Source organism: Agrobacterium sp. Azo12 (assembly GCF_029193765.2).
Lineage (GTDB): Bacteria > Pseudomonadota > Alphaproteobacteria > Rhizobiales > Rhizobiaceae > Agrobacterium.
In genome coordinates, this window is the sequence record NZ_JARFYO020000001.1 from 273,238 (window position 1) to 298,164 (window position 24,927).

A 24,927-nucleotide genomic window follows, 5' to 3' on the forward strand; every position below is an offset into this window, starting at 1 on the left:
CCACCGGTTATAGGAATGGGCATGGAAACGGATGGAAAAAACCTTCGCCGCGGCTGGACCACGGGTACTTGCGCAACCGCAGCGACGAAAGCTGCCTGCGCCGCCCTGTTGACCGGCGATTTTCCATACCCTGTCGAGGTGGAACTTCCAAGCGGTGCCAGACCGGGCTTTTCGCTTGCCACCCATGAAATGGGCACAGACTACGCCCGAGCCGGGGTTATAAAGGATGCGGGTGACGATCCTGATGTCACCCATGGGGCGCTGATTGAAAGCACTGTCAGACGCGGCCAACCGGGAAGCGGAATTGTTTTCAAGGCAGGGCAGGGCGTCGGCGTCGTTACCCGTCCCGGTCTGCCGTTGCCGGTTGGAGAGCCGGCTATAAACCCGGTTCCCCGCAAGATGATGGAAACCGCGATTCATGAAGTCGCCGGTGCCAACGCCGATTTTGAAGTCGAGATTTCCGTTCAGGACGGCGCAAAAATTGCCGAGAGAACCCTGAATGGCAGACTTGGCATTGTCGGCGGCATTTCCATTCTCGGCACCACCGGTGTGGTTATTCCCTTTTCCTGCTCGGCATGGATACACTCCATCTGGCGCGGCATCGATGTGGCGCGCGCGGCCGGTCTGACCCATGTTCTTGGTGCCACCGGTAACAGTTCTGAAAAGGCCGGACAGGCTTTTTACGGGCTGGATGAAATCGCACTCATCGATATGGGCGATTTTATTGGCGGTATGCTGAAATATCTGCGCAGCCATCCCGTTGAAAAAGTGACCATTGCCGGCGGCGTCGCCAAGATGACCAAGCTGGCGCAAGGCATGCTGGATGTACACTCCAAACGTGGCCTTGCCGATCTTGATGCGCTGGCGGCTTTGGCCAGCGAGGCCGGCGCCGAGGCAGCGCTTATCGACCAGATAACTTCCGCCAACACGGTTGCCCATGCGTTTGAAATGGCCGAAACCAACGGTATCGATCTGGGCGCCGTGGTGGCCAAAAAAGCGTGGGTCACCGCTGCAGCGGCGCTGAAGCATCCCGATATGTCGCTGGAAATCCTCGTTTTTGACCGCCTTGGCATACTCAAGGGCCAAAGTGGCTTCGCCTGCTCGGTTCACGCGTCTGCATTCCCCTTGGGTGAACGGAACCTGCGGACATAGTCTGTGCTGTAAAGTGCGCTTTCACGGAAATCTTCCGAAGCAAGGCTCTTGCCGACAAAGATCAATGCGGTACGCTCAACCGGTTCCTCAGCAAGTTTTGCCTCGATGTCCCCAAGCGTTCCACGGATAATCCGCTCCTCTAGCCAAGAGGCACGCACCACGATGGCCACCGGGCAATCACCGCCATAAAGCGGTGTCAGCTCTTCAACCACCTTGGCAATGGCGTGAATGGCAAGATGAATAGCAAGTGTTGCCCCTGTCGCACCAAATGCCCTAAGGTTTTCCGTCTCCGGCATTTTGGAGGCGCGACCAGACACACGGGTCAACACAAGGCTTTGCGCCACCTCCGGTACAGTCAGTTCCCGCTTTAAGGTGGCCGCTGCTGCTGCAAAGGAGGGCACGCCAGGCGTTACCGTATAATCCAGCCCAAGACGTTCAAGGCGGCGGATCTGTTCACCCATGGCACTCCAGACCGAAAGGTCGCCCGAATGCAGACGCGCCACGTCCTTGCTTTCACGGGCAGCCGCAGCATATTCGGCTTCAATTTCATCCAGCGACAAGGCCGCCGTATCAACAATACGTGCGCCGGGTGGGCAATAATCCAGCAACGCCTTCGGCACCAGAGATCCCGCATAAAGGCAGACCGGGCAGGCGGCGATCAGATCACGCCCGCGCACTGTAATGAGGTCTGCAGCGCCCGGACCGGCACCAATAAAATGAACTGTCATTCCTGATCTCCTGACGTGGCAATTGCCACCGTAATCTCATTGATCACCATACGCGGCGCGATAAGTCTTGAATCTGGTCCCAACGCCGCAAGGGCCGAGGCCTCGCTGAGGCTTGGGGAACCGGAATGCGCTTCGCTTACTGCCGAGCGGGTGAGGGTGCGGCTCGCCGCCTGTTCAAAATCTGCCTGCGCCACGACAACAAAGGCCATGTTGCGTATGGTTGCGGCCTCCAGCAAAGCTGGCTCATCAGCCTTTAACGGTGCCGTGGCGATAAAGTCGATATTGACCTTATGCTGCCTGGCCGCCTCATCCAACGCCGCCATGACCGCTTCAACGCTGACGCCCTTGCGGCATCCAATGCCCGCAACAATCACGCCGTTTCTCCCGGTTTTACCCAGGACCATTGGGTGACCGGCATGGCCGGACGCCAGCCTTGCATGCCACCGACCGGTGCAGCACGCGATACTTCCAGCCGGATCAGTGAACCGCCAAGCCTGGCTTGAGCGGCCAGCAACACGGCCTCCATTTCCAACGTCACAGCATTAGCGACCAATCGACCACCTGGCTTCAACGCTCTGACTGCGCCATCCAGCACACCGGCTTCACTGCCGCCGCCGCCGATAAAGATTGCATCCGGCACCGGCAAACCCTCAAAAGCATCAGGTGCAGTACCGATGACAACTTCCAGCCCCGGAACACCAAAGTTTTCGGCATTACGAACAGCGCGTTCTGCCCGCTCCGCATTCTGCTCGATGCCGATGGCCCTGAGGGACGGGTGCGACAGCATCCATTCAATCCCAATGGAGCCGGAACCCGCACCGATATCCCAGAGAACTTCGCCATAACGGGGGGCAAGCGATGACAAAGTCACGGCGCGAATTTCCCGTTTGGTGATCTGGCCATCATGCTCAAACAGGGTGTCGTCGAGACCGCTCGTAAATGGCAAGACACGCGCTGTTTTATGCGCAACCACGTCCACCGCCAGCACATTCAGGGGATCAACATCAGTGAATGAAAATGCAGAGGCCTTTGTTTGCCGTAGTGTTTCACGTGAACCACCCAAGGCCTCGAGCAATGTCAATTCCGAAGTGCCGAAACCAGTCTCCGTCAAAAGCTCCGCCACCAGGGCAGGCGCCTTGTCATCAGATGTCAAAACTATGAGTTTTGCATCCGGCTGCAAATACGGACGGATGAGATCAATCGAACGACCATGCAGGGACACACATTCGACATCCTGTAACGCCCAGCCGAGCCTTGATGCGGCAAGCGAAAACGCCGATGGCGCGGGATAAGAGAGGGTTTCCTCTGCCGCCACATGCCGCAGAAGCGTGACGCCGACCCCGTAAAAAAACGGATCGCCAGAGGCCAACACGCAGACTTTTTTGCCGCGCAGCGCCACGACGTCGGCCATTGCGACATCAAACGGCACCGGCCAGGATTTCGCGTCACCCTTAATCGCGTCGGCAGCAAGTACAAGATGTCTTTTGCCACCAAACACAAATTCTGCTTCCTCAATGGCAAGGCGGGCATTTTGGCTGATGCCATGCAGCCCGTCTTCGCCAATACCGACGATCAAAAGCCAAGGGGTTTGTGCCTTTTCGGTGGAAGCCTGTCCATTTCCGGCATATTCAGAAGCCATGACACGTTCCATTCTTATTCTTGGCGGTACCGCCGATGCCCGTATTCTCTCGGGCAAACTGGCGGAAGAATCCGGCTATCGGATATTGCTTTCTATGGCAGGACGCACTCGCGAGCCTGTCAAACAGCCGGTTCCGGTGCGCATTGGCGGTTTTGGCGGAGCAGATGGTCTTGCTTCCTTTATCATGGAAAATGCGTTTGATCTGCTGATTGATGCGACGCATCCCTACGCCGCACTTATCTCTGCCAATGCCGTTCATGCTGCGCAGCAGGCGCAAGTGCCGCTGATTGCGCTGGAGCGGGCGCCGTGGCAAAGGCAGGTGGGTGACCGCTGGCAGGCCGTTGCCGATGTCAATACGGCGGTCGGCGCAGTGGGCTCCAGCAGTAAGAATGCCTTCCTTGCGCTTGGTCGCCAGGAGCTCTTGCCATTTGAGGCCGCGCCCCAACATCATTACCTGGTCCGCAGCGTCGATCCGGTTGAACCACCTCTCAATGTGCCCGATGCCCGTTACATCACCGCGCGCGGACCCTTTGTACTGGAGGACGAGATTACCATGCTGCGCGATAACCGGATCGACATCATCGTGTCCAAAAATTCCGGCGGCACGGCGGCTTATGGTAAGATCGAAGCGGCGCGGCAGCTGGACATCGAGGTGGTGATGATCGAACGCCCGCCGCATCCCTGCGCCGCGACGTTGCCCAATATCGAAGCTGCGCTCACCGCCATTAAGCATCAGCTTTCCCTTTTGGAAAACCGTGGTGAATAAACAATCGGTTCTTTGCCATCGCGCATGATAAGCCGGGTTTCTTCGGTACCGACGATAATGCAGGTTGCCATGTCGGCCATATCGCTTGTCGCTTCCGACAGCGGCACAACACGGATACGTTCGTCAACACGCCCTGCCGCACGGCCGAAAATAACCGGCACCGTGCCCGGTAGATGGGCTCGCAACACCTCGAATGCAGTCGACAACTGATGCGGGCGTGCCTTGCTGACCGGATTATAAAACGCCATGACAAAGCCGGCACCTGCCGCCGCAATCAGGCGCTTTTCAATCAGCGCCCAAGACTTGAGATTGTCCGAGAGCGATATTGCGCAGAAGTCATGCCCAAGAGGAGCACCAGCCTTAGCCGCAACCGCCAGCATGGCCGTCACACCTGGCACCACCGAAAATTCGATATCACGCCACGCGTCAGGACCATTTTCAATGGCCTCACAGACCGCCGCAGCCATGGCGAAAACGCCGGGATCACCACCGGATACCACGCAGACATTGCCACCCGCCGCAGCCAGCGTCAGCGCGGCTTCGGCGCGGGAGATTTCCTCGCGATTGTCAGAGGCATGGCGACGCTGATCCGGCCGCAAGGACAGGCGGTCGAGATAGGGAATATAGCCGAAAAAATCGTCTGCCGCTTCCACAGCTGTCAGAGCTTGCGGTGTTATCTGCGCGAGATTGCCCGGACCGAGTCCAACAACGGTAAGACGGCCGCTCATGGACGGTCTTTCCAGCCAGGAACCAGAACCAGCGAAAAATAGGGAGCAGGAGAACTGTCCCGCTCGCGCATCGGAATGGCCGCACTGTTCGCCATCGTGCCACGCTCGACATAAAGCGCGCTTTCCAGCTTGCCGGCCTTTTCCAGCGCCTTGCGAATTTTGGGCAGGTTGCGTCCGACCTTCATGATAACAGCACCGTCAGTGCCAGACAGACGTTCTGCGAGGATGTCTTCCGAAAGCGTGCCAGGCAGGACACTCAAGATGTCGTCGCCCTGTACCAGTGGAAGGCCAGTCATCGACCAGCAACCAGACATCGCCGTGATACCCGCCACCACTTCCGCCGGATACGATGGCGCAAGTCGCAAATGCAGATGCATATAGGAACCATAAAACAGCGGGTCGCCCTCGGACAGCACCGCGACATTACGTCCCTGATCCAGATGAACGGCAATATCCTTGGCCGACTGATCAAAGAATCCGGCTATCGCACCGCGATAGTCCTCGCCGTTCTTATCGCTTTCCACCGTAACTGGGTAAACCAGCGGCATCTCGATGGTGCCTGGTCGGATGAAAGCCTCGACAATACCGCGTCCATTGCCGGTGCTGCCTTTTTTGCAGAAGAACGCCAGCACATCGGCAGTTTCAATGGCGCGAACGGCTTTCAAGGTCAAAAGCTCAGGATCACCCGGGCCGGTGCCAACACCAATCAGCTTGCCTTTGACATTTTCAAGAAGAGCAGCACTCACAGACCCGCCCTCGCGATGGCATTAACCGCGGCAGCAGTCATGGCCGAACCACCCAGGCGTCCCTTGACGATGGCGTAGGGAATGCCGAGCGGGCTGACCTCCAAAGCATCTTTCGATTCCGCAGCCCCGACAAAACCAACCGGCATGCCGATAATGGCGGCCGGACGCACTCCGCCCTTGTCAAGCATCTCAAGCAGATAGAACAGCGCGGTTGGCGCGTTGCCAATGGCCACAAGCGCGCCATCAAGCTTATCTGCCCACAGATCAAGCGCTGCTGCCGACCGGGTATTGCCAATCTGTTTGGCGAGCTCAGGCGTGCGCGGATCACGCAAGGTGCAGATCACTTCGTTATTGGCCGGAAGACGTGCGTGGGTAACGCCACGCGCAACCATCTCAGCGTCACACAAAACAGGTTTACCGGCCTGCAATGCACCACGCGCAGCGACAACAAAGTCTTTGGAGAAACGGAAGTGCTGCGCGGCTTCGACCTGTCCGCAGGCATGGATCATACGGATCGCAATGTCAGCCTCATCAACTGTGAACGCAGAAAGGTCGGCTTCCTCGCGGATAATGGCGAATGAGCGTTCGTAGATGGCATTACCATCGCGGATGTAATCGTAGTCGGTCATCAATTATCCTGTTGGAGCAGCGCGCTGACGGTTTCGCTTCCCAAACGGGAAAAAAATGTACGCGCGTTTTCTCCGGGCTTATGTTCTTTTTCGTAAAGCTGGGCAAGCCGCGAAAGCGCAGCCTTTTGTGCGCCAATCGGCAGAATAGCAGTTGGTGGGTCTCCGACACGCGCTGAAAGCCCAAAAGCCAGACCTTCAGCACGGCCGTGGAAAGCCAAAAGCGCTGGTGAGGGATGTGCACATCCCTTGGCGCAGCCTGATAAATGCAGCGTAAATGATCCGTCCAGTATCGAGCCACATTCAGCAGCTGCATGGTCTGCAAGCGCATGGGTCGGCATGAAGGCTGAACCACAGGCTGGGGCGCCCGGACAGACGGCGATGGCAGATCGGGGATCTCTTGCCATCGTCACAAAACCAGCCGTGGCAGCATAGGCAAGCAACTCTCGGCAATCCGCTTCGCGGCCACAAAATATCAGCGAATGCGATGGTCCAGGTCTGACATTTGCCAAACCCAGTACAGCTGCTTTTTGAAAGAGCGAAGCCAACATCTCGGCTGAAATTTGTCCGAACGCAGGTGCAAGTCCAGCAGCAAAGAAACCATCACCCAACGGCATCAGACCGTACGGCAATTGTGCTACGCGTGGGGCAACATCGACATCGTGGTCCAGCAACCGTTCACCGCAGACCGTACGTACGGTAGCGAGATCCAAATCCCGTCCACGCGCATCTGGCCCGATTGTCGCAAGGTGCGAAAGCAGATCAATGACCACGGAAGCAGCGTGTTCCTGGCGCAGCAAACCGGCCCTCAAAGCCTTATTTTCCGCGCCACCCAGCGTTAGTTGCCAGAATATCTCGCCATTCATTGTCACGGCCCGCAGACGAATGTCAGCCAGCAAATCACCGAGACTGACATGGCCGCCACTGTCAACGATGACCGACATCTTCGCCGCTAACCTGTCGTGAAGACCAAGCTTTTCAGCCGATAAACGAATCCGGTGTACGATGTTTCGTGTGTCCGCAATTGCGGTTTGGTCGACGCCAACCAGCGGTGACGTTTCAACGGCCAGACCTTGGCGAATAGGCAAGCCAAGTTTCAGGACGTCACGCTCCAGCCTGCTTGCGCTTTGTGGGCTCAGGCCACGAAACTGAAGCCCGCCGCGTGCGGTGATATCAACCAGACCATTGCCGTGCCGAGTGGCCAATGCGCAAAGTGTAATGAAATCCTGCGGATACACATAACCCGTAAAGGCCACCCGAGACAGCAACCCGTCACCGGTCTGCATCGGTGCAGACAGTGCCGGACAAACGCCACGACGCGAAAATGGCTGTATGTCGGAAAGCGGCAATGCACTCATGTTGCCACCCGCATCTGTCGGGGTGTGAGCAGTATTTCGAGCTCAGCGTCCACGGCGTTACGGCGGCTGTGCCAGAGATTTCGGCGGCGGGCAGAGATAAATCGCTGCGCCATTACCTCGGCAGCCTGCGGGTTTTCTTGCAGAATGAAATCCCGAACCGCCTCATCGCCCAAATAGGCATCATAAAGCGCCTCGATCAGCGATGACGGAACGACATGAGTGGTTTCAGCAAAACCAATCAATCGATCAACCGTTTCGGCAAATTCGGCAGCACCACGCGGCCCGTGGCGCATTTGTCCGGCAATGAACCGTGGGTTGACTGCGCGAGCCCGCACCACACGGGTCAAGGCCTGCGCGATGGATCTTGCCCTTGGGCGAGCCGGATCAGTGGTGTCCAGTGCCACGACATCTGCGGCTTGACCAAGTGCGGCCTTGGCTGCAGCAAAACCACCGATAAAAGCGACATCCGATGAACCATCGAGAAGATCCCGCCCGGGATCATCACCAGTATGGATCAGAAATTCAGCCTTTTTCACCTGACCAGCAAAGCCGGTATCAGCAAAGACATCCAAACCGTCGGCACCGCCAAAGGCATGGCTAGCAGCATCAAGATAGATTTGCCCCAATTCATCGCGCTCATCCCAGCGGCCATTTGCCAATTTTTCTTCAATCCCCGCTCCATAAGTGCCGGGTGCAGAGCCGAAGATACGCGCGGGAATACGACCCAGAGTGACCGCTTCCTCAGCCAGTGGATTATCGCCGGGCGCTTCTTCACGCTGCGCAATCGCCTTGGCCGCAGCATCCAGCAGCGCAATCAGAGCTGGAAACATGTCGCGGAACAGGCCGGAAATGCGGAAGGTGACATCCACTCTGGGACGTCCAAGCGCAGCCGGTGGCAAAACTTCGATGCCAGTCACCCGGCCAGTGGCAGGATCATAGATCGGCCTTGCCCCCATCAGATGCAGAGCTTGCCCGACATCCTCACCACCATTGCGTAAGGAGGCCGATCCCCAGAGGTCGAAAACCAGATGTTTTGGCCAATCACCGTGGCTTTGCAGATAATGCCGCAACACCTCTTCGCCCGCCATCCGGCCCAGTTCAAACGCCGTTGGTGTGGGCATGGTGCGCGGATCGGCAGCGTAAAGATTGCGCCCGGTCGGCAACACATCCAGCCTGCCACGCGCAGGAGCACCTGACGGGCCGGGAACTATGTGCTGGCCGTCCAGCGCTGCCAACAAAGCAACTTTTTCTGCGGTTGCACTTTGAGTTCTCAGCGGGTCCTGTTCGCCATCCACCGCGCGCCCAAACACATGCTGGCCATCCTTGATGGCAAAATCCTTGAGATCGCAGAGAAAAGCATCAATGCGCGACAGCGCCGTATCGGCATCATCACCCAAGTCAACGCCGGCGTCAGCTGCCAGGCCCGTATCGCGCGCCTTTTCAACGATCAGCGTGGCCAGTCTATCGCGGCGGCGGCGGTCAAGCCCATCCGCCTGTGCATATTCATCAACAAGCTGCTCCAGCGCCGCCTGATCTGGTGAAAGTCCGGCATCCACGAGTGCAGGCGGAATATGCCCGATGGTGACCGCCGCGATACGTCGCTTGGCGACAGCAGCTTCACCCGGATTGGACACGATAAATGGATAGATGACAGGCAGCGGTCCGGTAACAATTTCCGGAAAACAGGCTTGCGACAGCGCAACGGTTTTACCCGGCAACCATTCAAGGGTGCCATGGGCACCCACATGGATCACAGCATGTGCGTCAAGCTTTTCACGCATCCAGGCACCAAAAGCCACCAATGCATGACGCGGCGGCAAGGCAGGATCGTGATAATCAACACGCCGGTCCTCGTTGCGTCCGCGATCAGGAGCAAGTGCGACCGTCACCGCGCCGAAATGCGCTGCTCTAAAATGGAAATGACCATCAGTAACGACATCGTCCAGTGCCGCGTCACCCCAGGTGTCTTGTAAGGCCTGACAAGCAGACGACGGGAGCGATGCGCAAAAGGCGGCATAGTCAGCCTGCGAAAGATCAGCTGTTTCGCCTTCAATACGATCCAGCAAACCGCGTGCGGTTTCAGGGATGTTTTCAACGCGGTAACCAGCATCACTGAGGTCACGCATCATCTCCAGCACGCTCTGTGGCACGTCCAGACCAACAGCATATCCGGTTCGGCCCGGTGCGGCACCGGGATAGTCCGGCATCAGAATGAGGAGGCGTCGATCGGATGGCTCTGCACTCTTGAGCCGAAGAAAAGCTTCGACCCGTGCAGAAACCTGCTCGACGCGATCAGCTTCAGCGACGTTTACCAGACCTTGCCCACCCTGCGGATCAAGCTGCTTGAACGAGATGACCCCAGCCAGAATGCGCCCGTCCAGCTCTGGCAGCACCACATGCATGGCAAGATCAGAAGGGTTGAGACCGCGCATATTGTCGACCCAGCCATCATGACGTGTTGTCGCCATGATGACCTGAAAAACCGGAACGCCCAATCGGTCGAAAAGCGTATCGCCAACATCGTCGGTGTGGCTTGCAAAAGCAGTCGCAGCGATGATTGCTGCAGGTTCCAACAGAGGCAGCTTCTCCTCTAGAAACCGAATTGCCTCAGCGTCCTTCAGGCCGCTGACGAAAATCGGCAATGGCGCAAACCCACGCCTTTCCAAAGCAGCAAACAACGCATCGACAGGCGCGATATCCGCCGCCAGCAACATCGAGCGGTAAAATAACATTGGCAAGACAGGTGCATCGGGAGCAAAGCCATCCAATGCTCGCTCAAGATCGACAAACCCCTCACCGGGTCGGTAGAACCCGGCCTTTGGCAAAGGGTCTGGTACGATCTCAGGCCATGCTTCACCCTGAACCAAAGCGCTCAAACCGGCGGACAGCAGCGCCATATTGGAGCTGCCGCCTTCGCGGAAAAATGACAGGATTGCCGAAAGAGTAGAAGCGTCAACGGTGGACGCCGCTTCCAACTTGTCGTCCCGCTCGCTGCATTCACCGGGCAAAAGGACCAGTTTGATGCCACGTCGCCTAGCCATCAAACCAAGCTGATCGACACCGTAACGCCAACGATCTGCACCGCCGAGAATCCGGATAAGGATCAGTTTCGCCTTTTCCGCCGTCTTCTCAATCCAGAGATCGACAGACATGGGATGGCGAAGTTCGGACAGGTTGGCAGAGACGAGCGAGAGGGAGCCAGCACATGCCTGCGTCCAACCGCGCTCCAGACCTGCCAGATCGCTGCTAGAAAAAGATAACACCACCACATCCGCCTGTGGCTGGTTGAGATCAACCGGCTCGATCAGGTCGTCGAGAGACGAAGATGTGGTGGCGAGAATATGCATGGATCAGGCCGCAAGCATCTTTTCGATTTTTGCGCGATCGATACCCTTTTCACCAATAACCACCAGACGGCTGCGGCGGGTTTCGCCTGCTGCCCAAGGGCGGTCAAAGTAATGATTGACGCGCGAACCTACTGCCTGCACCTGCAGGCGCATAGGCTTGGCGGAAACCTCGACAAATCCCTTGATGCGCAGCACGTTTTCCGCAGCGGCTGTTTCAGCGATACGGGACGCCAGAGCTTCAGGGTCACTTACCGCGGACAATTCCACAACGAAGCTGTCGAACTCGTCGTGATCGTGGTCTTCTTCCTCATCGTGATGGGTATGGCGATTTTCAATGTCGTCTTCCACAGCAAGACCAAGACCGATCAGGACAGCGGGATCGATGGCGCCATTGGACGCAACAACGATCTTTGCAGCCTTGGGCAGATGTTCGCCAATATGGGCCTTGGCGCGTTCCAGACCTTCAGCATCCAGCAGATCACCCTTGGTCAGGACGATAAGGTCAGCGCAGGCAATCTGGTCTTCGAACACTTCTTCGACCGGATCATCATGGTCAAGCGCCTCGTCATTGGCACGCTGGGCGGCTAGAGCATCCAGATCATGCGACACCATGCCTTCTGCAAGTGCAGCACCATCGGCAACGGCGATAACAGCATCCACCGTGACGCGGCTTTTGATTGCCGGCCACTGGAACGCCTGCACCAGAGGCTTCGGCAGGGCAAGGCCGGAGGTTTCGATCAAAATATGCTCCACCTTCGGCTGACGGCTGAGGATCTGCTCGATCGCTGGCTGAAAATCATCGGCAACCGTGCAGCAAATACAGCCATTTGCCAGTTCAACGATATTTTCTTCCGGGCAGCTTTCGATACCGCAACCCTTGAGGATTTCGCCATCAATGCCAACATCGCCAAACTCATTGACGATAATCGCAAGACGCTTGCCTTCCAGTTTTTCCAGAAGACCACGCAGAAGCGTGGTTTTTCCAGCACCCAGAAAACCGGTGACGATGGTGCAAGGGACACGGTCCAGCGAATTGCTCATGATTTTTCCTCTGTGTAATCAAATGGTGGAATACGGGCAATCATGCCGCGTTTCAAACTGTCGGGACGTCCGCGCCAAGGCATAAGACCGTCCGGCGCACTGGCAAGCAATTGCGCGCCGATCAGCAGGTCGTCAGCCTCGTCTTGTGCAAGGCCGCCAAAAATATAGGACCAGCCATCAGCACTGCGAATACTAGCGCTCAAACCACGCTTGCAATTGGCAAGACAATTGACGCTACGTACCTCGATACCAACTTCCTGGGCCTTCGCGATAGCGGCAGATGACAAAAGCGCGCCGGGGCGGGGATCGGCATTCGGATCGTCCTCGCTGCGACAGTTTCGGCAGACAAATACAACGACACCATCAGCGGTGCCGTTTTGTGTTTTACCGTCAAGGCAGGGCGATGTTGCCGTAATATCCAAATCCGTATTCGCTTTCCGCGCCTTCAAAAAATCATGGGGTGCGGTTATCGAAAACGGCAATTCATCGCGATGAGAGCCAGATATTCGATCGGTTCGACTGACCGGAGCACCCCGCCCGACAGACGTATTTTCCTGAAACGGCAGGTCTCCTGGCTTGCGGCTTATGGCGCCCGTGTCGCCGCCTTCCCGAACATATGTCCAGTGGCGTTTCGGCGTGGGCTGACCGCTTACAGTTGCGGGGGCAGCCACGGAGTGGCCCGTCAAATCGGGGCGGAACCGTGTTCCCTCTTAGCTTTTCCCGTTGCCGGAAAAAGACCGTCAGTGATTTACACTTAGGCGCAACCGCTGCTGCGGTCAATGCAAAGCCCACATGCCGCCAGCATTGCCGGGTGAGGCAAATTGGCTATAGTTGCCGCTTCGCAAATAGCAGATAAGCGTTTTTAGACATAGCAATGACAGGAATACCGCCATGACCCGCGAGATTACCGAGACTGAGGCCGAGCGTCACCGCCAAAAAATGGTCAATCGCAAAGCCGTCCAGGATGCCGAAGTCGCGGAAAAAACGGTCGAAAAAGGGCTTTTGATCATCAACACCGGACCGGGTAAAGGCAAGTCTACCGCGGCCTTCGGTCTGGCGCTGCGCATGCTTGGCAATGGCCGCCGCGTCGGTGTCGTGCAGTTCATAAAGGGCGCTTGGGCGACCGGTGAACAACAAGCCTTGACTCTGTTCGGAGACCGCGTCGAATGGCGCACCATGGGCGAAGGTTTCACGTGGGACACTCAGGATCTGAAACGCGATGTCGCCGCAGCCGCCAAGGCATGGGCGGAAGCAAAGACGCTTATGGAGGACAAAACGATCGGACTTCTTGTCCTCGACGAGTTGAACATTGCTCTCCGCTACGAATATCTTGACCTGAACGACGTGATCGAGACATTGCAGAACCGTCGCCCCGATTTGCATGTTGTCGTCACCGGCCGTAACGCCAAGCAGCCTTTGATCGATGCTGCTGATATGGTGACTGAGATGACGCTGGTGAAGCATCACTTCAAGGCTGGCGTCAAAGCCCAGGCCGGTATCGAGTTTTAGGATAAAACCACATGGCAGCACGCGTTCTGATGTTTCAGGGCACCGGCTCTGATGTCGGCAAATCGCTTATGGTCGCAGGCCTTGCCCGCGCCTTTGTCAAACGTGGCTTGTCGGTGCTGCCATTCAAACCTCAAAACATGTCCAACAATGCTGCTGTGACCGCTGACGGCGGTGAAATTGGCCGCGCCCAGGCGCTACAGGCGCGCGCTGCCGGCGTTCCTCTATCTGTTCACATGAACCCGGTGCTGTTGAAGCCGCAAAGCGAAACCGGTGCGCAGGTGGTTGTGCAGGGAAAGGTCATTGGTAATGCTAAGGCTGCCGATTACCAGCATATGAAGGCAGGTCTGATGCCGCATGTGTTAGAGAGTTTGGAACGTCTCAAGTCACAAGCTGATCTGGTGCTGGTCGAAGGTGCTGGCAGTGCCTCCGAAGTCAATCTGCGCGCCAATGATATTGCCAATATGGGATTTGCCCGTGCCGCCAATGCACCCGTCATTCTGATCGGCGATATTGACCGAGGGGGCGTTATCGCCAGCCTGGTTGGCACCAAAACGGTTCTGGACCTGGATGATGCGGCGATGATCGAGGGATTTATCGTCAACCGTTTCCGCGGCGATCCAACACTGTTCGACAATGGAATGCGGATCATTGCCGACAAAACCGGATGGCGCAGCATAGGCCTTCTGCCTCACTTTGCCGAGGCGCAACAGCTACCGGCCGAAGACGCGCTTGGCCTGAGTGGGCCCGCCACACAAAAGCCCGGCGCAAAAATCCGTATTGCAGTGCCGATCCTGCCGCATATTTCCAATTTTGATGATCTCGATCCTCTCGACATGGAAGAGACTGTCGAACTTGTCAGGGTGAGACCCGGACAGACCATTCCAGCCGATTGCGCGCTGGTTCTCCTGTGCGGATCAAAGTCGACAATTGCTGATCTGGAAGTGCTGAAAAAGTCCGGGCTTGATATCGATATCAAGTCTCACGTCAGACGCGGCGGTTATGTGCTGGGCCTGTGTGGCGGCTATCAGATGCTGGGCAACACAATCGCCGACCCAAAGGGCATCGAAGGACCGCCAGCCACGGTCGAGGGTTTGGGCCTGCTTGACGCCGACACCGTTTTGACAGGAGATAAGCGCCTCGCCTCGGTGACCGGTTCAAGTTTCGACGGTACTTCATTCTCCGGCTATGAAATGCACGTCGGCATTACCACTGGTAAAGACTGCGACCGACCGTTTTCATCTGTCGATGATCACATTGAAGGGGCGATTTCACCGGCGGGGCGTGTTCTCGGCACCTACATCCACGGTCTTTTTGCCGATGATCGACAAAGAGGCGTGTGGCTGGAGCGGTTAGGTGGCAGCAGTTCGGCACTCAATTACGAACAGCAGGTTGATGAAGTCCTTGATCGATTGGCGGCCCATATGGAAACTCATCTCGATCTGGACAGACTTTTGGCTATCGCCCGATAACAAGAACCAGACAGCCAAACAGCGCAATCAGCAATCCATCGGCGATCCGTGTCAGCTTCAAGGCGCGACGAATGTCGGCGGCCGTCAAGTCACGACGTCCACCTCTGCCCATAAAACGTGCCTCAATCATCTGGCCATCATAGGAACGCGGGCCAGCAAGCGCGTAGCCCAAAGCACCGGCAAGTGCCGCTTCCGGCCATCCAGCGTTGGGAGAGCGATGATGATGCGCATCACGTTTGATGGCATTCAGCGCACGCTTGGGAGACGCGTCCTTTACGAACACGGCAGCGACTACGAACAGATAACCAGTCAGACGTGAGGCTGGCAGATTGACCAGGTCATCCAGCTTGGCTGATGCCTTGCCAAAGGCTTCATAACGCTTGTTGCGGTGGCCGATCATGCTGTCTGCCGTGTTGATAGCCTTATAGGCTGCACCACCGGGCAAACCCAACATGCCGATCCAGAAAGCGGGGGCAACGATGCCATCGGAAAAATTTTCAGCCAGACTTTCAATTGCTGCCCGGCAGACGGCCGCTTCGTCAAGCTGATCCGGGTCGCGGCCGACAATCATCGACACGGCTTTGCGACCACCTTCCAACCCTTCGGTTTCAAGTGCGACGGCAACCGCCTCGACATGCTGCTCGAGGCTTTTCTGTGCAGGCAATGCAGCGCAAACGATCGCCACAAACAAAAGGCCTAGGGGCAGAAGAAACAAAACGGACTGCACCAGCGATGCCAGAAAAATGGTCACAACCAGCAAAACAATCAACGCCGTCATACCCATGACTTTTCGTTTTGCAAAATCGTCACTCTCCCGGTTCCATTTTTTATCGAGGAGCGCAATAAACGAACCCACCCATGTCACGGGGTGCCCGATACGGGCAAAAAGCCAGTTCGGATAACCGGTGAACCGTTCGATCAGCAGCGACAGGAAGGCGAGAGCGAAAAACATGGACAGTCCAATATCAGAAAAGATTGAGCCTGTGATCCTGCACGGTGGAAATCTTGCCCGCGCCCGTAGCCTGTTTCCACAGGCGCCAACCCCCTGGATCGATCTTTCGACCGGCATCAATCCAATTTCCTATCCACATTCGCCCATTCCGGCAGAGGCTTTTTCGCGTCTACCAGAACCCGCATTGGCAGAGATACTTAGAGAACGCGCTGCACGCGCCTATGGGGCGCGCTCTGCTGCCCACGTTGCGGCGGCACCGGGCACGCAGATCTTGCTGCCGCTGGTTTCTGAGCTGGCAAAAAAATCGGCGAAACCAAAAGCCGTTATTCTGTCACCTACCTATGCCGAACATGCCCGCGCTGCACGATTGAATGGGTTTGATGTGATCGAGACGGATGACTTTGCGACGCTTTCAACGGCGGATCTCGCCATCGTCGTCAATCCAAATAATCCGACCGGTCGCGTTATCTCGAAGTCAGACCTTTTAGCGCTGGCCACAGCATTGAAGGAAAAAGGTGGCACGCTGATTGTCGATGAAGCATTTGGTGACGCTGGCGACGGTTATGAAAGCCTGTGTGGTGATGTCGATCAAAGCGGTATTGTTGTGTTGCGCTCATTCGGCAAGTTTTACGGCATGGCCGGTTTAAGACTTGGCTTTGCAGTGACAACACCACAGACCGTTGGCCTGTTGGAAAACCGTCTCGGTCCCTGGGCCATTTCCGGTCCCGCGCTCCACATTGCCACGGAAGCACTGAACGCCAAACACTGGCAGGTGGATATGCGTCTGCACCTTCGGCAAAAGTCAGAACGACTGGATGAGGTGCTGTACGCTGCCGGCCTGACGGTATCAGGTGGCACCAATCTCTTCCGGCTGGTCCGCCATGAAAATGCAGGCAAGATTTTCAGCCATCTTGGCGAACATGGCATTCTGGTGCGCGCCTTTGAAGAGAGACCGCAAGATTTGCGTTTCGGACTGCCGGGACGCCAGGAAGAATGGCAGCGGCTTCGTGATGCCTTGAAAGGCGTGTAATAAAAAATCCCCGGTCAGAACCGGGGATTTTATTGGCTTAATCAGTATCAACCCTTGAAGGTATATTTCGCAATCGACGCGGGCTTCATTTCAATGGAGAAGCCTGGCAGTTTTGGCGGCATATAGGCAGCCTCACGAATATCGCAAGGCTCGATGAAGTGCTCGTGCAGGTGGTCGACATATTCGATCACGCGGCCTTCCTTGGTGCCGGAAACCACGAGATAGTCGATCATCGACAGGTGCTGAACATATTCGCAAAGACCAACGCCACCGGCATGCGGCCAGACCGGCAGATTGTATTTTGCAGCAATCAGCAACACGGCCAAAACTTCGTTCAGACCGCCCATGCGGCATGAATCGATCTGCACGACGTCAATCGCACCTTCAGCGATGAACTGCTTGAACATGATACGGTTCTGGCACATTTCACCAGTCGCAACCTTCACATCGCCAATCGCCTGACGGATCTTGCGGTGGCCGGCAATATCATCCGGGCTGGTTGGCTCTTCGATGAAGAACGGCTTGGAGAAGGCCAGCTTGTTGACCCACTCGATTGCCTGATCAACTTCCCAGACCTGGTTGGCGTCGATCATCAGGTAACGATCCGGACCAATCACTTCACGTGCAATGGTCAGACGGCGGATATCGTCTTCCAGATCACGGCCAACCTTCATCTTGACGTGGTTGAAACCGGCGTCGATGGCTTCCTTGCAGAGACGGCGCAGCTTGTCGTCGTCATAACCCAGCCATCCAGCAGAAGTCGTGTAGCAGGGATAACCTTCATTTTTCAGCGTCTCAACACGGGCGGCTTTACCGGCTTCCGCCTTCTTGAGGATAGCCAGCGCATCTTCACGCGACAAAACGTCGGTCAGGTAACGATAGTCAACGATATCAGCAATTTCTTCTGCGCTCATATCGGCAACAAGCTGCCACACCGGCTTGCCAGCCTGCTTGGCCAAGAGATCCCAGACGGCATTGACGACGGCACCGGTGGCCAGATGCATGGCACCCTTGTCTGGACCGATCCAGCGCAGCTGGCTGTCGCTGGTCAGGTGACGCCAGTATTGACCCGGATTTTCCAAGACCTTTGCGAGGTCGGTACCGATGACGAGGTGGCTCATCGCCTTGATCGCCATGCAGCAAATGTCATTGCCGCGGCCGATGGTGAAGGTCAGGCCGTGGCCTTCCAGACCATCCGTGTCGGTTTTCAACACCACATAGGCTGCCGAATAGTCTGGATCGGGGTTCATGGCGTCCGAACCGTCGAGGCTCTGAGAGGTCGGGAAACGCAGGTCGTATACTTTAAGGTCGGTAATCTTGGTCATGGCCGGTTACTCGCGGTCAGGGGAAATAAAGGTTCTCAGTCGTGGTGGAATGTTTCTTCCATCATAGCCCACCACTCTCCATCCTTGCGGCTTTCAAGCGGTTGCTGACAGGGAATGGTGAAAGACCACCATTCCTGATTTTTTGGGTCGGCAGCGATACGGGCCATATCGGCTTCATAATCCGTGCCGTGATATTCCCAGTATCCGAAAAGCAGGTTTTCCGGCTCGCGCAGGAAGATCGTGTAGTTGCGGATATTGCTTTTGCTGATCAGCTCCAGAACTTCCGGCCATACCGCCGCATGAAGCCGCTTGTATTCCGCAATCATGTCCGGCTTGACGCCAATGACCATGCCCATGCGCTGCATTGATAACTCCTGTTACTGCTTTATGGTCGCCATTGCAGCGCGAAGACGCGTCTGCGGCAGATTGAGGCCGAGCTTTTCAGCCCAGGCGATAACCGGTGCGATACGGCGGCGTTTTTTCTCGTCGTGATTGCCGGCAATGTCGGCGAGCCGGTGGGCGAGGTACGGGTTGAGAAAACGCTCGCGAACATCGTCCACATAGGTCTTTGCGTCAGTCCCCAGACCGTCAGCGGCAAACAGCGGCAGAACCTCTTCATGCCAGACCGCTTCAAGATCGGCACGCAGTTCCAAATCTGCCATGGCTTCACGGACGGTCTCATCCTTGGCACGCGCATCAACCAACCAACGTTCGGCCAGATAGCTGTGACCGAGATTGAGAAGATAGAGCTTCAGGTTTTCGTAATGATCGAGATCATCGGTCAAAACGAGATGAGGGTGCACACAGGGCAATGTCAGCCCGGCCTGATTTTCAACAGCCCAGATGGCGTAGGGTTCTGCAACCGCGCCAACAGGCTCAATCGGTTCCGAAACAATCCGGTCAACGAGGCTGTTGGCAAAACGGCACTTTTCCGTCAGGTAGAACGTGAAACCAGCAGGCAGTTGCCAACTGTCGGCAAGTCCACGTATGATGTCCTTCAACCGGTCGCCATTACGCGGAATCAGTTCGCAAGGGAAAATCGAGATTTCACTTTCCGGGTGAAGCTGCCAGCGCTCCAGCAGCAACAAGCAAAGCTTGGCCGGAAAGCTTTTTGGAATCCGAGCAAAATCATCAGTCAATTCAACGCTATCGTCCGAATCCAGCTCATAACCCTTGTCACCGGTGTTCGAAATAATCACCTTGGCAACCGAGGCAATCTCGCGAACGGTCTGCCAATCCTGGTTCGCATTCAGGCCAAACGCCACAGCCATGCCGCGACGCTCCGCATCAACAGCAACGCCGTTTTTCAGACCACGAATACGCACCGGATAGCCATCGGGGTTACCCAGTGCAGCGATACGTGCCGCACTCTGTGCGTTGCCTGTTGTCTGGACAATGGCAATCTTACCAAGCGCTTTGCCGGCTTCTAGCGCTTCCGACACGAAGAGGTCGGCATGCGCCAGGAGAAAACGACTTGTCCCGAACTGCAGGATGGGAGTGGCTTCGCTCATTGAACCTCAACCATGCCTTTCACAACGCCAGCAGCCGGATCGAGCAGATCAGAAAACTTCTCCGGAACCTCTGTGAGTGTCATACGGTGTGTGATCAAGGCATCCGGCACGCCACCGCTGCGCTGTGCAGCAATGACCCGTTCAAAATCTTCATTGGTCGCGTTTCGGCTGCCGAGCAGTGTGGTTTCCCGCTTGTGGAACTCCGGATCATTAAAGGTGATGTCGCTGCTGACGATCGAGACCAGCACGTAAGTGCCGCCGTGACCGACGAAGGAAAAACCACGCTCCATGGCCTTCGAATTGCCTGTTGCATCAAAAACAGCATCAAAAAAATCGCCACCGGTAATCTCCGAGAGCCTGTCCTCGTCGCCATCGCCGAGCTGAACGGTCTCATCGACGCCAAGGTGTTTCTTACAAAAGTCCAGACGGTCTGTGCGTCCGTCAATGACAGTGACGCGTCCGCCATCAAGCTTTGCAAATACAGCAACGGCCATGCCGATTGGACCACCGCCAACGATCAAAACATTCTGGCCTTTTTCGACTTTAGCGCGGCGCACGGCATGCGCACCGATGGCCAGAAATTCGGTCATCGCGGCCTGATCAAGGCTCAAGCCTTCGGCCTTGAGAACGAATTGCTGTGGCACGCTGAGATATTCCGCCATGCCGCCGTCTCGATGCACGCCCAGAACTCCGATATTGCGGCAGCAATTGCTCTTGCCTTTGAGGCAAGCGCTGCAGTGACCGCAGGAGATGTAAGGAATGATCGTGACGACATCGCCCTTGGCAAGGGTACTTCCCTGCGGAGCTTCTTCCACAGTACCGGACAACTCATGTCCCATGATGCGCGGATAGGACAGATAAGGCTGATTGCCCGTGAAGATGTGCAGATCGGTACCGCACACACCAATGCGTCGTACACGCACCAGCACTTCGCCATCGCCACGTGACGGCATGTCCTTGTCAACGGCTGTCAGTGTTCCGGGAGAATCGCAGCTTATTGCAAGCATCACATCACCTGTTTTCAGAAGACGACCGGCGGTCGGTCAGATTGTAGAAAGAAACGGCGTTTCCACCGAAGACGGCATCGTGATGCTTCTGCGGCACGATATCGCGGCACATCTCCAGCCAGCCAGCATAATCGCCAGCAAGCCGCAGCACAGGCCAGTCACTGCCCCAGATCACGCGCGAAGGACCGAAAAGCTCAAGGATCGTTTCCGCGTAAGGACGGACAGCCTGAGGTTTCTGATCACCGGCCTCGGTCAGCAGACCCGACAATTTGCAAGTTACATTGGGCAAGCCTGCCAATGCCGCCATGTTCTGACGCCATTCGGTGTAATGGCCGGTCGCTATCCAAGGTTTGGCACCATGGTCGATAACCACCGGAAGATCAGGATGGCGTGAGACAAATTTGAAAAGTGCGGGCAGATGTCGAGGCAAAACCAACGCATCGAACACGAGACCACAGGCAATCATCGCATCGATTGCCGGGTCCAGCGCGGGATCATCGATCCAATTGTCGTCTTCCAGACCCTGCAACATGGGCCGAAACCCCTTAAGCAGCGGATTGGCGGACAATGCCTTGATGGCCTCTACAGCCCCCGGGGCCTTCAAATCCGTCCAGCCAACCACACCTTTGATAAAGCTGTTATTGGCCGCCAGATCGAGCATATAGGCGGTGTCCGCCTGGCTCTCCATCGTCTGGACCAGAACGGTGCCGTCAATGGACTGCGCGTCCAGCAAAGGCTTCAGATCCTGAGGGGAAAAATCCCGGTAGATTGCGTCCAAGGACGGCGGAGGCCATTGGCCCTGCCGGTCCTTCATAAGCCAGAAATGCTGATGGGCATCGATCCGCATGTCGATCAAGCCTTGCCGCCAGGAACCGGTGCACCCTCGGCAATCAGGCCACGCTTGCGCAGCTCGGCCCAGAATTCCGCCGGCACGTCTTCCTCGAACCACTCTATGTTTGAGGTCAGCTGGCTTGCGTTGCGCGCACCCGAAACCACCGTGACGGAGGCAGGATGGGCGAGAGGAAATTGCAAGGCTGCTGCCTGCAACTTGACGCCTGTGTCAGCGCAAACAGCTTCCAGTGCTTCAACGCTTTTGACGATATCAGCTGGCGCATCGGCATAGTTGAACTTCTTGTTGCCTGCCAGAATGCCGGAGTTGAACGCGCCGGCGATGACGATCGCGGTGCCAGCCTTGACGCAATTGTCCATGAAGGCAAGGCTCTGCTGTTCCAGCAGCGTATAGCGACCGGCCAGCATGGCAACATCAACGTCGAAAACCTGCATGGCATCACGAATGACTTCCCACTCGTTGACGCCAAGGCCAACAGCCTTGACCGACCCTTCTTCACGCAGCTTTGCAAGCGCCTTGAAACCGCCGCCCGAGGTGAGCTGCTCCCAGTAATGTGGGTGCTTTTCACCATGCGTCGCAGAACCGATGTCGTGGATGTACAAAATATCAGGTCTCAGAATTCCAAGACGCTGCTGGCTGGCGTCAAACGAACGCAAAATGCCATCATAGGAATAATCATAATTCGGGCGGAACGGCAGCGGGGCGACATAGGCATCCTCCTCCGGACCAACCGTATCGTCAGGAACCATTACGCGACCAACCTTGGTGCTGACGGTGTAATCCTTGCGATCATGTTCGGTCAGCATCGTGCCGAGACGACGCTCCGAACGAGTGTAACCGTAAAACGGTGCGGTATCGAAATAACGAATGCCGCTTTCCCATGCCTTGTCGAAAGCACCCTTCGATTCCTCGTAAGGCGTGACACGGTAAAGATTGCCCATCTGGGCGCAGCCAAGCCCCATAAGGGTAACGTCAACGGAGCGGCGGGGCAGCTTGCGCGTATCGGATACTTTCATCGTCTGGCACTTTCAATCAGGCGTTTGCAGGAGAAACCGGCGCGCCGCGTGTCGCGACGCGCCCTGTCTGGCAGATTAGTAAAGAACGTTCTTTGCTTCCGGCTTTTCGATGTTGTCCTTGGTGACAACAACCACACCGGTATCAACGAACTTCTCGACCTTTTCCTTGTTGAGGATTTTGCCGATTGTCTGCACGCCAAGTTCACCCATCTGGTAGGAACCCTGAACGGCAATACCTGCCAGTGTACCATCCTTGACGAATTCCTGCAGGTCCTGGTTACCGTCAAAGCCGATACCGACAACCTTGCCAGCCTTGCCGGACTGAACGAGCGCACGGCCAACACCGATTGCTGTTGGCTCATTGGCGCCAAAGATGCCCTTGAGGTCTGAATTGGCAGCAAGAACGTCAGTCGTCTGGTTCAAAGCAGTTGCCATCTGCGACTGCGAATAGAATGGACCAACGATTTCCAGCTTGGAGTTTGCCTTGACGTAGTCAGTGAAACCACCAACGCGGCCAATTTCCGAACCGGCACCGGCAACGTAGGACATGACGGCAATCTTGCCCTCAGTGCCAACCTTTTCGATCAGCGCCTGCGCTGCAAGTTCACCGGCCTTCTTATTGTCGGTAGCAAGGAAAGACTGGTAGTACTGCTCGGAACCCTCAGCAAGCTGGGAGTCGATCAGCACGACAGGAATACGGGCTTCCCATGCCTTCTTGACGGCTGGAACCAGTGCGTCTGGATCAGACGGAGCGAGAACAATGCCGTCAACCTTACGGTTTACTGCGTTTTCAACCATGTTCACCTGGTCAGCAATCGCAGATTCCGAAGCCGGGCCCTGGAATGTGATCGTGTGACCGTTCAGGTCCTTGATCGCAGCGTCTGCGCCCTTCTGGACGTTCTGCCAGAAGGTGGAGTTTACCGTCTTGACGATAACTGCAATTTCACCGGCCTGAACGGTGGAAACGCTCCACAGTGCGATGACAGATGTGAGAAGGGCAGTCGAAAGTTTCTTCATCTCTTCCTCCAATTATGGCCACTCTGGCCTCTTCGGGAGAACTCCTCGTCCCCCTTGTTGTTTACGGAAAGGGTCCGCGCCCTTCTCAGCGGCGGTTACGCAACTGGTCGATCCACACGGTCACCAGAATGACGAGGCCGATGATAATTTGCTGCGTGAATGCCGAAACACCGTTCATGTTAAGACCATTGCGCAGAATACCGATGACAAAGGCACCAATGCCTGTGCCGGAAATTGTACCAACGCCACCGATCAGCGACGTACCGCCGATCACCGCGCTGGCAATCGCGTCCAGTTCGTACATCACGCCTTCATTCGGCTGTGCGGTCACAAGACGAGACATCAGAACGCAGCCTGTCAGGCCGGCAAGCGTACCTGAAAGAATGTAGGTAAAGTTGGTGACCCGGCTGACATTGACGCCGGACAGGCGCGCAGCTTCCGCGTTGGAGCCAACAGCATAGATATGGCGGCCAAGTACTGAGCGGTTGAGCATCAGAGATACGGCAATACCGATGACGACCATCAGAATGACCGGGTAGGGAATGCCTGGGAATACAACATTCGGGAAGCCGTCTTCGCCGATGTTGACGACACGGAACAGCGCGCCGTTACCCAGAACGCCAAAGGATTCACCGAGGCCGGACACTGCGCGGGCACCGGTAATCTGCAGGGCCACGCCGCGTGCAATCAACATCATGCCAAGCGTTGCAATGAACGGCGGCAGCTTGAAGCGTGTGACCAGAAGGCCGTTGATGTAACCACAGATCGAACCGGTCAAAATGCCGAGAAGCATCGCAAACGGCACGGGGATACCAAGTTCCTTCACCGCAAGCGCGGCAACAACACCGGCAAGCGCCAAAACCGAGCCAACCGAAAGGTCGATACCGCCGGTGATGATGACGCAGGTTGCACCAATACCGAGAAGAGCGATCGACGTGACCTGCAAGGCGATGGTCATGGCATTGCTAACGGTGAAGAAAGCACTGCTGGTGAGCGAAAACACGATGGTCAACGCAACAAGGCTGCCCAGCGCCGCAAACTTCTGGATGATATCCTTCTGGCGGTCACTCAAAGACATGTTCTTTTGTTCAGGATTATTGCTGCTCATTG

General features: G+C 56.4%; 24 protein-coding genes and 1 riboswitch. Of the genes, 5 read left to right on the forward strand and 19 right to left on the reverse strand.

What is annotated here, in order from left to right:
* Nucleotides 1-21: 21 nt before the first annotated feature.
* On the forward strand, nucleotides 22-1,152 hold the full coding sequence (locus tag PYL13_RS01160) for a cobalt-precorrin-5B (C(1))-methyltransferase (RefSeq protein WP_275643413.1): 1,131 nt from the start codon (nucleotides 22-24) through the stop codon (nucleotides 1,150-1,152).
* Here PYL13_RS01160 and cobM read toward each other — a convergent pair.
* From cobM to cbiE, 3 genes are read right to left on the reverse strand one after another with little or no spacing between them, the layout of a single operon-like run.
* Nucleotides 1,107-1,880, reverse strand: a complete 774-nt coding sequence (gene cobM / locus PYL13_RS01165; RefSeq protein ID WP_275643414.1) for a precorrin-4 C(11)-methyltransferase — start codon at nucleotides 1,878-1,880, stop codon at nucleotides 1,107-1,109. The two genes, PYL13_RS01160 and cobM, sit on opposite strands and share 46 nt — an antisense overlap.
* A complete protein-coding gene (locus PYL13_RS01170; protein WP_250984170.1) occupies nucleotides 1,877-2,254 on the reverse strand; it encodes a cobalamin biosynthesis protein in 378 nt (125 codons plus the stop codon). Before PYL13_RS01170 ends, cobM begins: the two co-directional genes overlap by 4 nt.
* Nucleotides 2,251-3,519: a precorrin-6y C5,15-methyltransferase (decarboxylating) subunit CbiE gene (gene cbiE / locus PYL13_RS01175; RefSeq protein ID WP_275643415.1), complete on the reverse strand. Its 1,269-nt coding sequence runs from the start codon at nucleotides 3,517-3,519 to the stop codon at nucleotides 2,251-2,253. The genes PYL13_RS01170 and cbiE overlap by 4 nt, the downstream gene beginning before the upstream one ends.
* On the opposite strand from cbiE, the gene PYL13_RS01180 reads away from it, so the two are divergent.
* Nucleotides 3,518-4,285 (forward strand): cobalt-precorrin-6A reductase, encoded by a 768-nt coding sequence (locus tag PYL13_RS01180; RefSeq protein ID WP_275643416.1) that lies wholly within the window; start codon nucleotides 3,518-3,520, stop codon nucleotides 4,283-4,285. The genes cbiE and PYL13_RS01180 overlap by 2 nt on opposite strands.
* Here PYL13_RS01180 and PYL13_RS01185 read toward each other — a convergent pair.
* From PYL13_RS01185 to PYL13_RS01215, 7 genes are read right to left on the reverse strand one after another with little or no spacing between them, the layout of a single operon-like run.
* Nucleotides 4,252-5,013, reverse strand: coding sequence for a precorrin-3B C(17)-methyltransferase (locus PYL13_RS01185; RefSeq protein ID WP_250984167.1), 762 nt, complete (start codon nucleotides 5,011-5,013; stop codon nucleotides 4,252-4,254). The genes PYL13_RS01180 and PYL13_RS01185 overlap by 34 nt on opposite strands.
* Complete coding sequence (locus PYL13_RS01190) at nucleotides 5,010-5,759, reverse strand: precorrin-2 C(20)-methyltransferase (RefSeq protein ID WP_275643417.1); 750 nt, start codon at nucleotides 5,757-5,759, stop codon at nucleotides 5,010-5,012. The genes PYL13_RS01185 and PYL13_RS01190 overlap by 4 nt, the downstream gene beginning before the upstream one ends.
* The gene (locus tag PYL13_RS01195) at nucleotides 5,756-6,388 is read right to left on the reverse strand and encodes a precorrin-8X methylmutase (protein ID WP_259148972.1); all 633 of its coding nucleotides are present in this window, start codon (nucleotides 6,386-6,388) and stop codon (nucleotides 5,756-5,758) included. The genes PYL13_RS01190 and PYL13_RS01195 overlap by 4 nt, the downstream gene beginning before the upstream one ends.
* A complete protein-coding gene (gene cobG / locus PYL13_RS01200; protein WP_275643418.1) occupies nucleotides 6,388-7,743 on the reverse strand; it encodes a precorrin-3B synthase in 1,356 nt (451 codons plus the stop codon). Before cobG ends, PYL13_RS01195 begins: the two co-directional genes overlap by 1 nt.
* On the reverse strand, nucleotides 7,740-11,090 hold the full coding sequence (gene cobN, locus PYL13_RS01205) for a cobaltochelatase subunit CobN (protein ID WP_275643419.1): 3,351 nt from the start codon (nucleotides 11,088-11,090) through the stop codon (nucleotides 7,740-7,742). The genes cobG and cobN overlap by 4 nt, the downstream gene beginning before the upstream one ends.
* Nucleotides 11,091-11,093: 3 nt before the next feature.
* Nucleotides 11,094-12,131: a cobalamin biosynthesis protein CobW gene (gene cobW, locus PYL13_RS01210; RefSeq protein WP_192490566.1), complete on the reverse strand. Its 1,038-nt coding sequence runs from the start codon at nucleotides 12,129-12,131 to the stop codon at nucleotides 11,094-11,096.
* On the reverse strand, nucleotides 12,128-12,553 hold the full coding sequence (locus tag PYL13_RS01215; protein WP_275643420.1) for a DUF1636 family protein: 426 nt from the start codon (nucleotides 12,551-12,553) through the stop codon (nucleotides 12,128-12,130). Before PYL13_RS01215 ends, cobW begins: the two co-directional genes overlap by 4 nt.
* Nucleotides 12,554-12,675: 122 nt before the next feature.
* A riboswitch (cobalamin riboswitch) is annotated at nucleotides 12,676-12,888 on the reverse strand.
* A 134-nt stretch (nucleotides 12,889-13,022) separates the two neighbouring features.
* Between PYL13_RS01215 and cobO the strand changes: the two genes are divergently transcribed.
* Nucleotides 13,023-13,640, forward strand: a complete 618-nt coding sequence (cobO, locus tag PYL13_RS01220; protein WP_275643421.1) for a cob(I)yrinic acid a,c-diamide adenosyltransferase — start codon at nucleotides 13,023-13,025, stop codon at nucleotides 13,638-13,640.
* Nucleotides 13,641-13,651: 11 nt separating this feature from the next.
* Nucleotides 13,652-15,109, forward strand: coding sequence for a cobyric acid synthase (locus tag PYL13_RS01225; RefSeq protein WP_275643422.1), 1,458 nt, complete (start codon nucleotides 13,652-13,654; stop codon nucleotides 15,107-15,109).
* Here the strand turns inward: PYL13_RS01225 and cbiB are convergent.
* Nucleotides 15,096-16,061: an adenosylcobinamide-phosphate synthase CbiB gene (gene cbiB / locus PYL13_RS01230; protein ID WP_275643423.1), complete on the reverse strand. Its 966-nt coding sequence runs from the start codon at nucleotides 16,059-16,061 to the stop codon at nucleotides 15,096-15,098. The genes PYL13_RS01225 and cbiB overlap by 14 nt on opposite strands.
* Between cbiB and cobD the strand changes: the two genes are divergently transcribed.
* Complete coding sequence (cobD, locus tag PYL13_RS01235) at nucleotides 16,060-17,091, forward strand: threonine-phosphate decarboxylase CobD (protein WP_275643424.1); 1,032 nt, start codon at nucleotides 16,060-16,062, stop codon at nucleotides 17,089-17,091. The two genes, cbiB and cobD, sit on opposite strands and share 2 nt — an antisense overlap.
* Before the next feature lie 47 nt (nucleotides 17,092-17,138).
* Here the strand turns inward: cobD and PYL13_RS01240 are convergent, their stop codons facing one another.
* From PYL13_RS01240 to PYL13_RS01275, 8 genes are all read right to left on the reverse strand, one after another.
* A complete protein-coding gene (locus PYL13_RS01240; RefSeq protein ID WP_275643425.1) occupies nucleotides 17,139-18,416 on the reverse strand; it encodes an L-fuconate dehydratase in 1,278 nt (425 codons plus the stop codon).
* Nucleotides 18,417-18,451: 35 nt separating this feature from the next.
* The gene (locus tag PYL13_RS01245; RefSeq protein ID WP_192490573.1) at nucleotides 18,452-18,781 is read right to left on the reverse strand and encodes an L-rhamnose mutarotase; all 330 of its coding nucleotides are present in this window, start codon (nucleotides 18,779-18,781) and stop codon (nucleotides 18,452-18,454) included.
* A gap of 12 nt (nucleotides 18,782-18,793) precedes the next feature.
* Nucleotides 18,794-19,927 (reverse strand): mannitol dehydrogenase family protein, encoded by a 1,134-nt coding sequence (locus tag PYL13_RS01250; RefSeq protein WP_275643426.1) that lies wholly within the window; start codon nucleotides 19,925-19,927, stop codon nucleotides 18,794-18,796.
* A complete protein-coding gene (locus PYL13_RS01255; protein WP_275643427.1) occupies nucleotides 19,924-20,934 on the reverse strand; it encodes a zinc-binding alcohol dehydrogenase family protein in 1,011 nt (336 codons plus the stop codon). Before PYL13_RS01255 ends, PYL13_RS01250 begins: the two co-directional genes overlap by 4 nt.
* A 4-nt stretch (nucleotides 20,935-20,938) precedes the next feature.
* Nucleotides 20,939-21,781, reverse strand: a complete 843-nt coding sequence (locus tag PYL13_RS01260) for an amidohydrolase family protein (protein ID WP_275643470.1) — start codon at nucleotides 21,779-21,781, stop codon at nucleotides 20,939-20,941.
* Between the two features lie 5 nt (nucleotides 21,782-21,786).
* Nucleotides 21,787-22,800: an aldo/keto reductase gene (locus PYL13_RS01265; RefSeq protein ID WP_275643428.1), complete on the reverse strand. Its 1,014-nt coding sequence runs from the start codon at nucleotides 22,798-22,800 to the stop codon at nucleotides 21,787-21,789.
* A 75-nt stretch (nucleotides 22,801-22,875) separates the two neighbouring features.
* A complete protein-coding gene (locus PYL13_RS01270) occupies nucleotides 22,876-23,817 on the reverse strand; it encodes an ABC transporter substrate-binding protein (protein ID WP_275643429.1) in 942 nt (313 codons plus the stop codon).
* 85 nt (nucleotides 23,818-23,902) lie between these two features.
* Complete coding sequence (locus PYL13_RS01275; RefSeq protein ID WP_250984152.1) at nucleotides 23,903-24,925, reverse strand: ABC transporter permease; 1,023 nt, start codon at nucleotides 24,923-24,925, stop codon at nucleotides 23,903-23,905.
* Nucleotides 24,926-24,927: the final 2 nt, after the last annotated feature.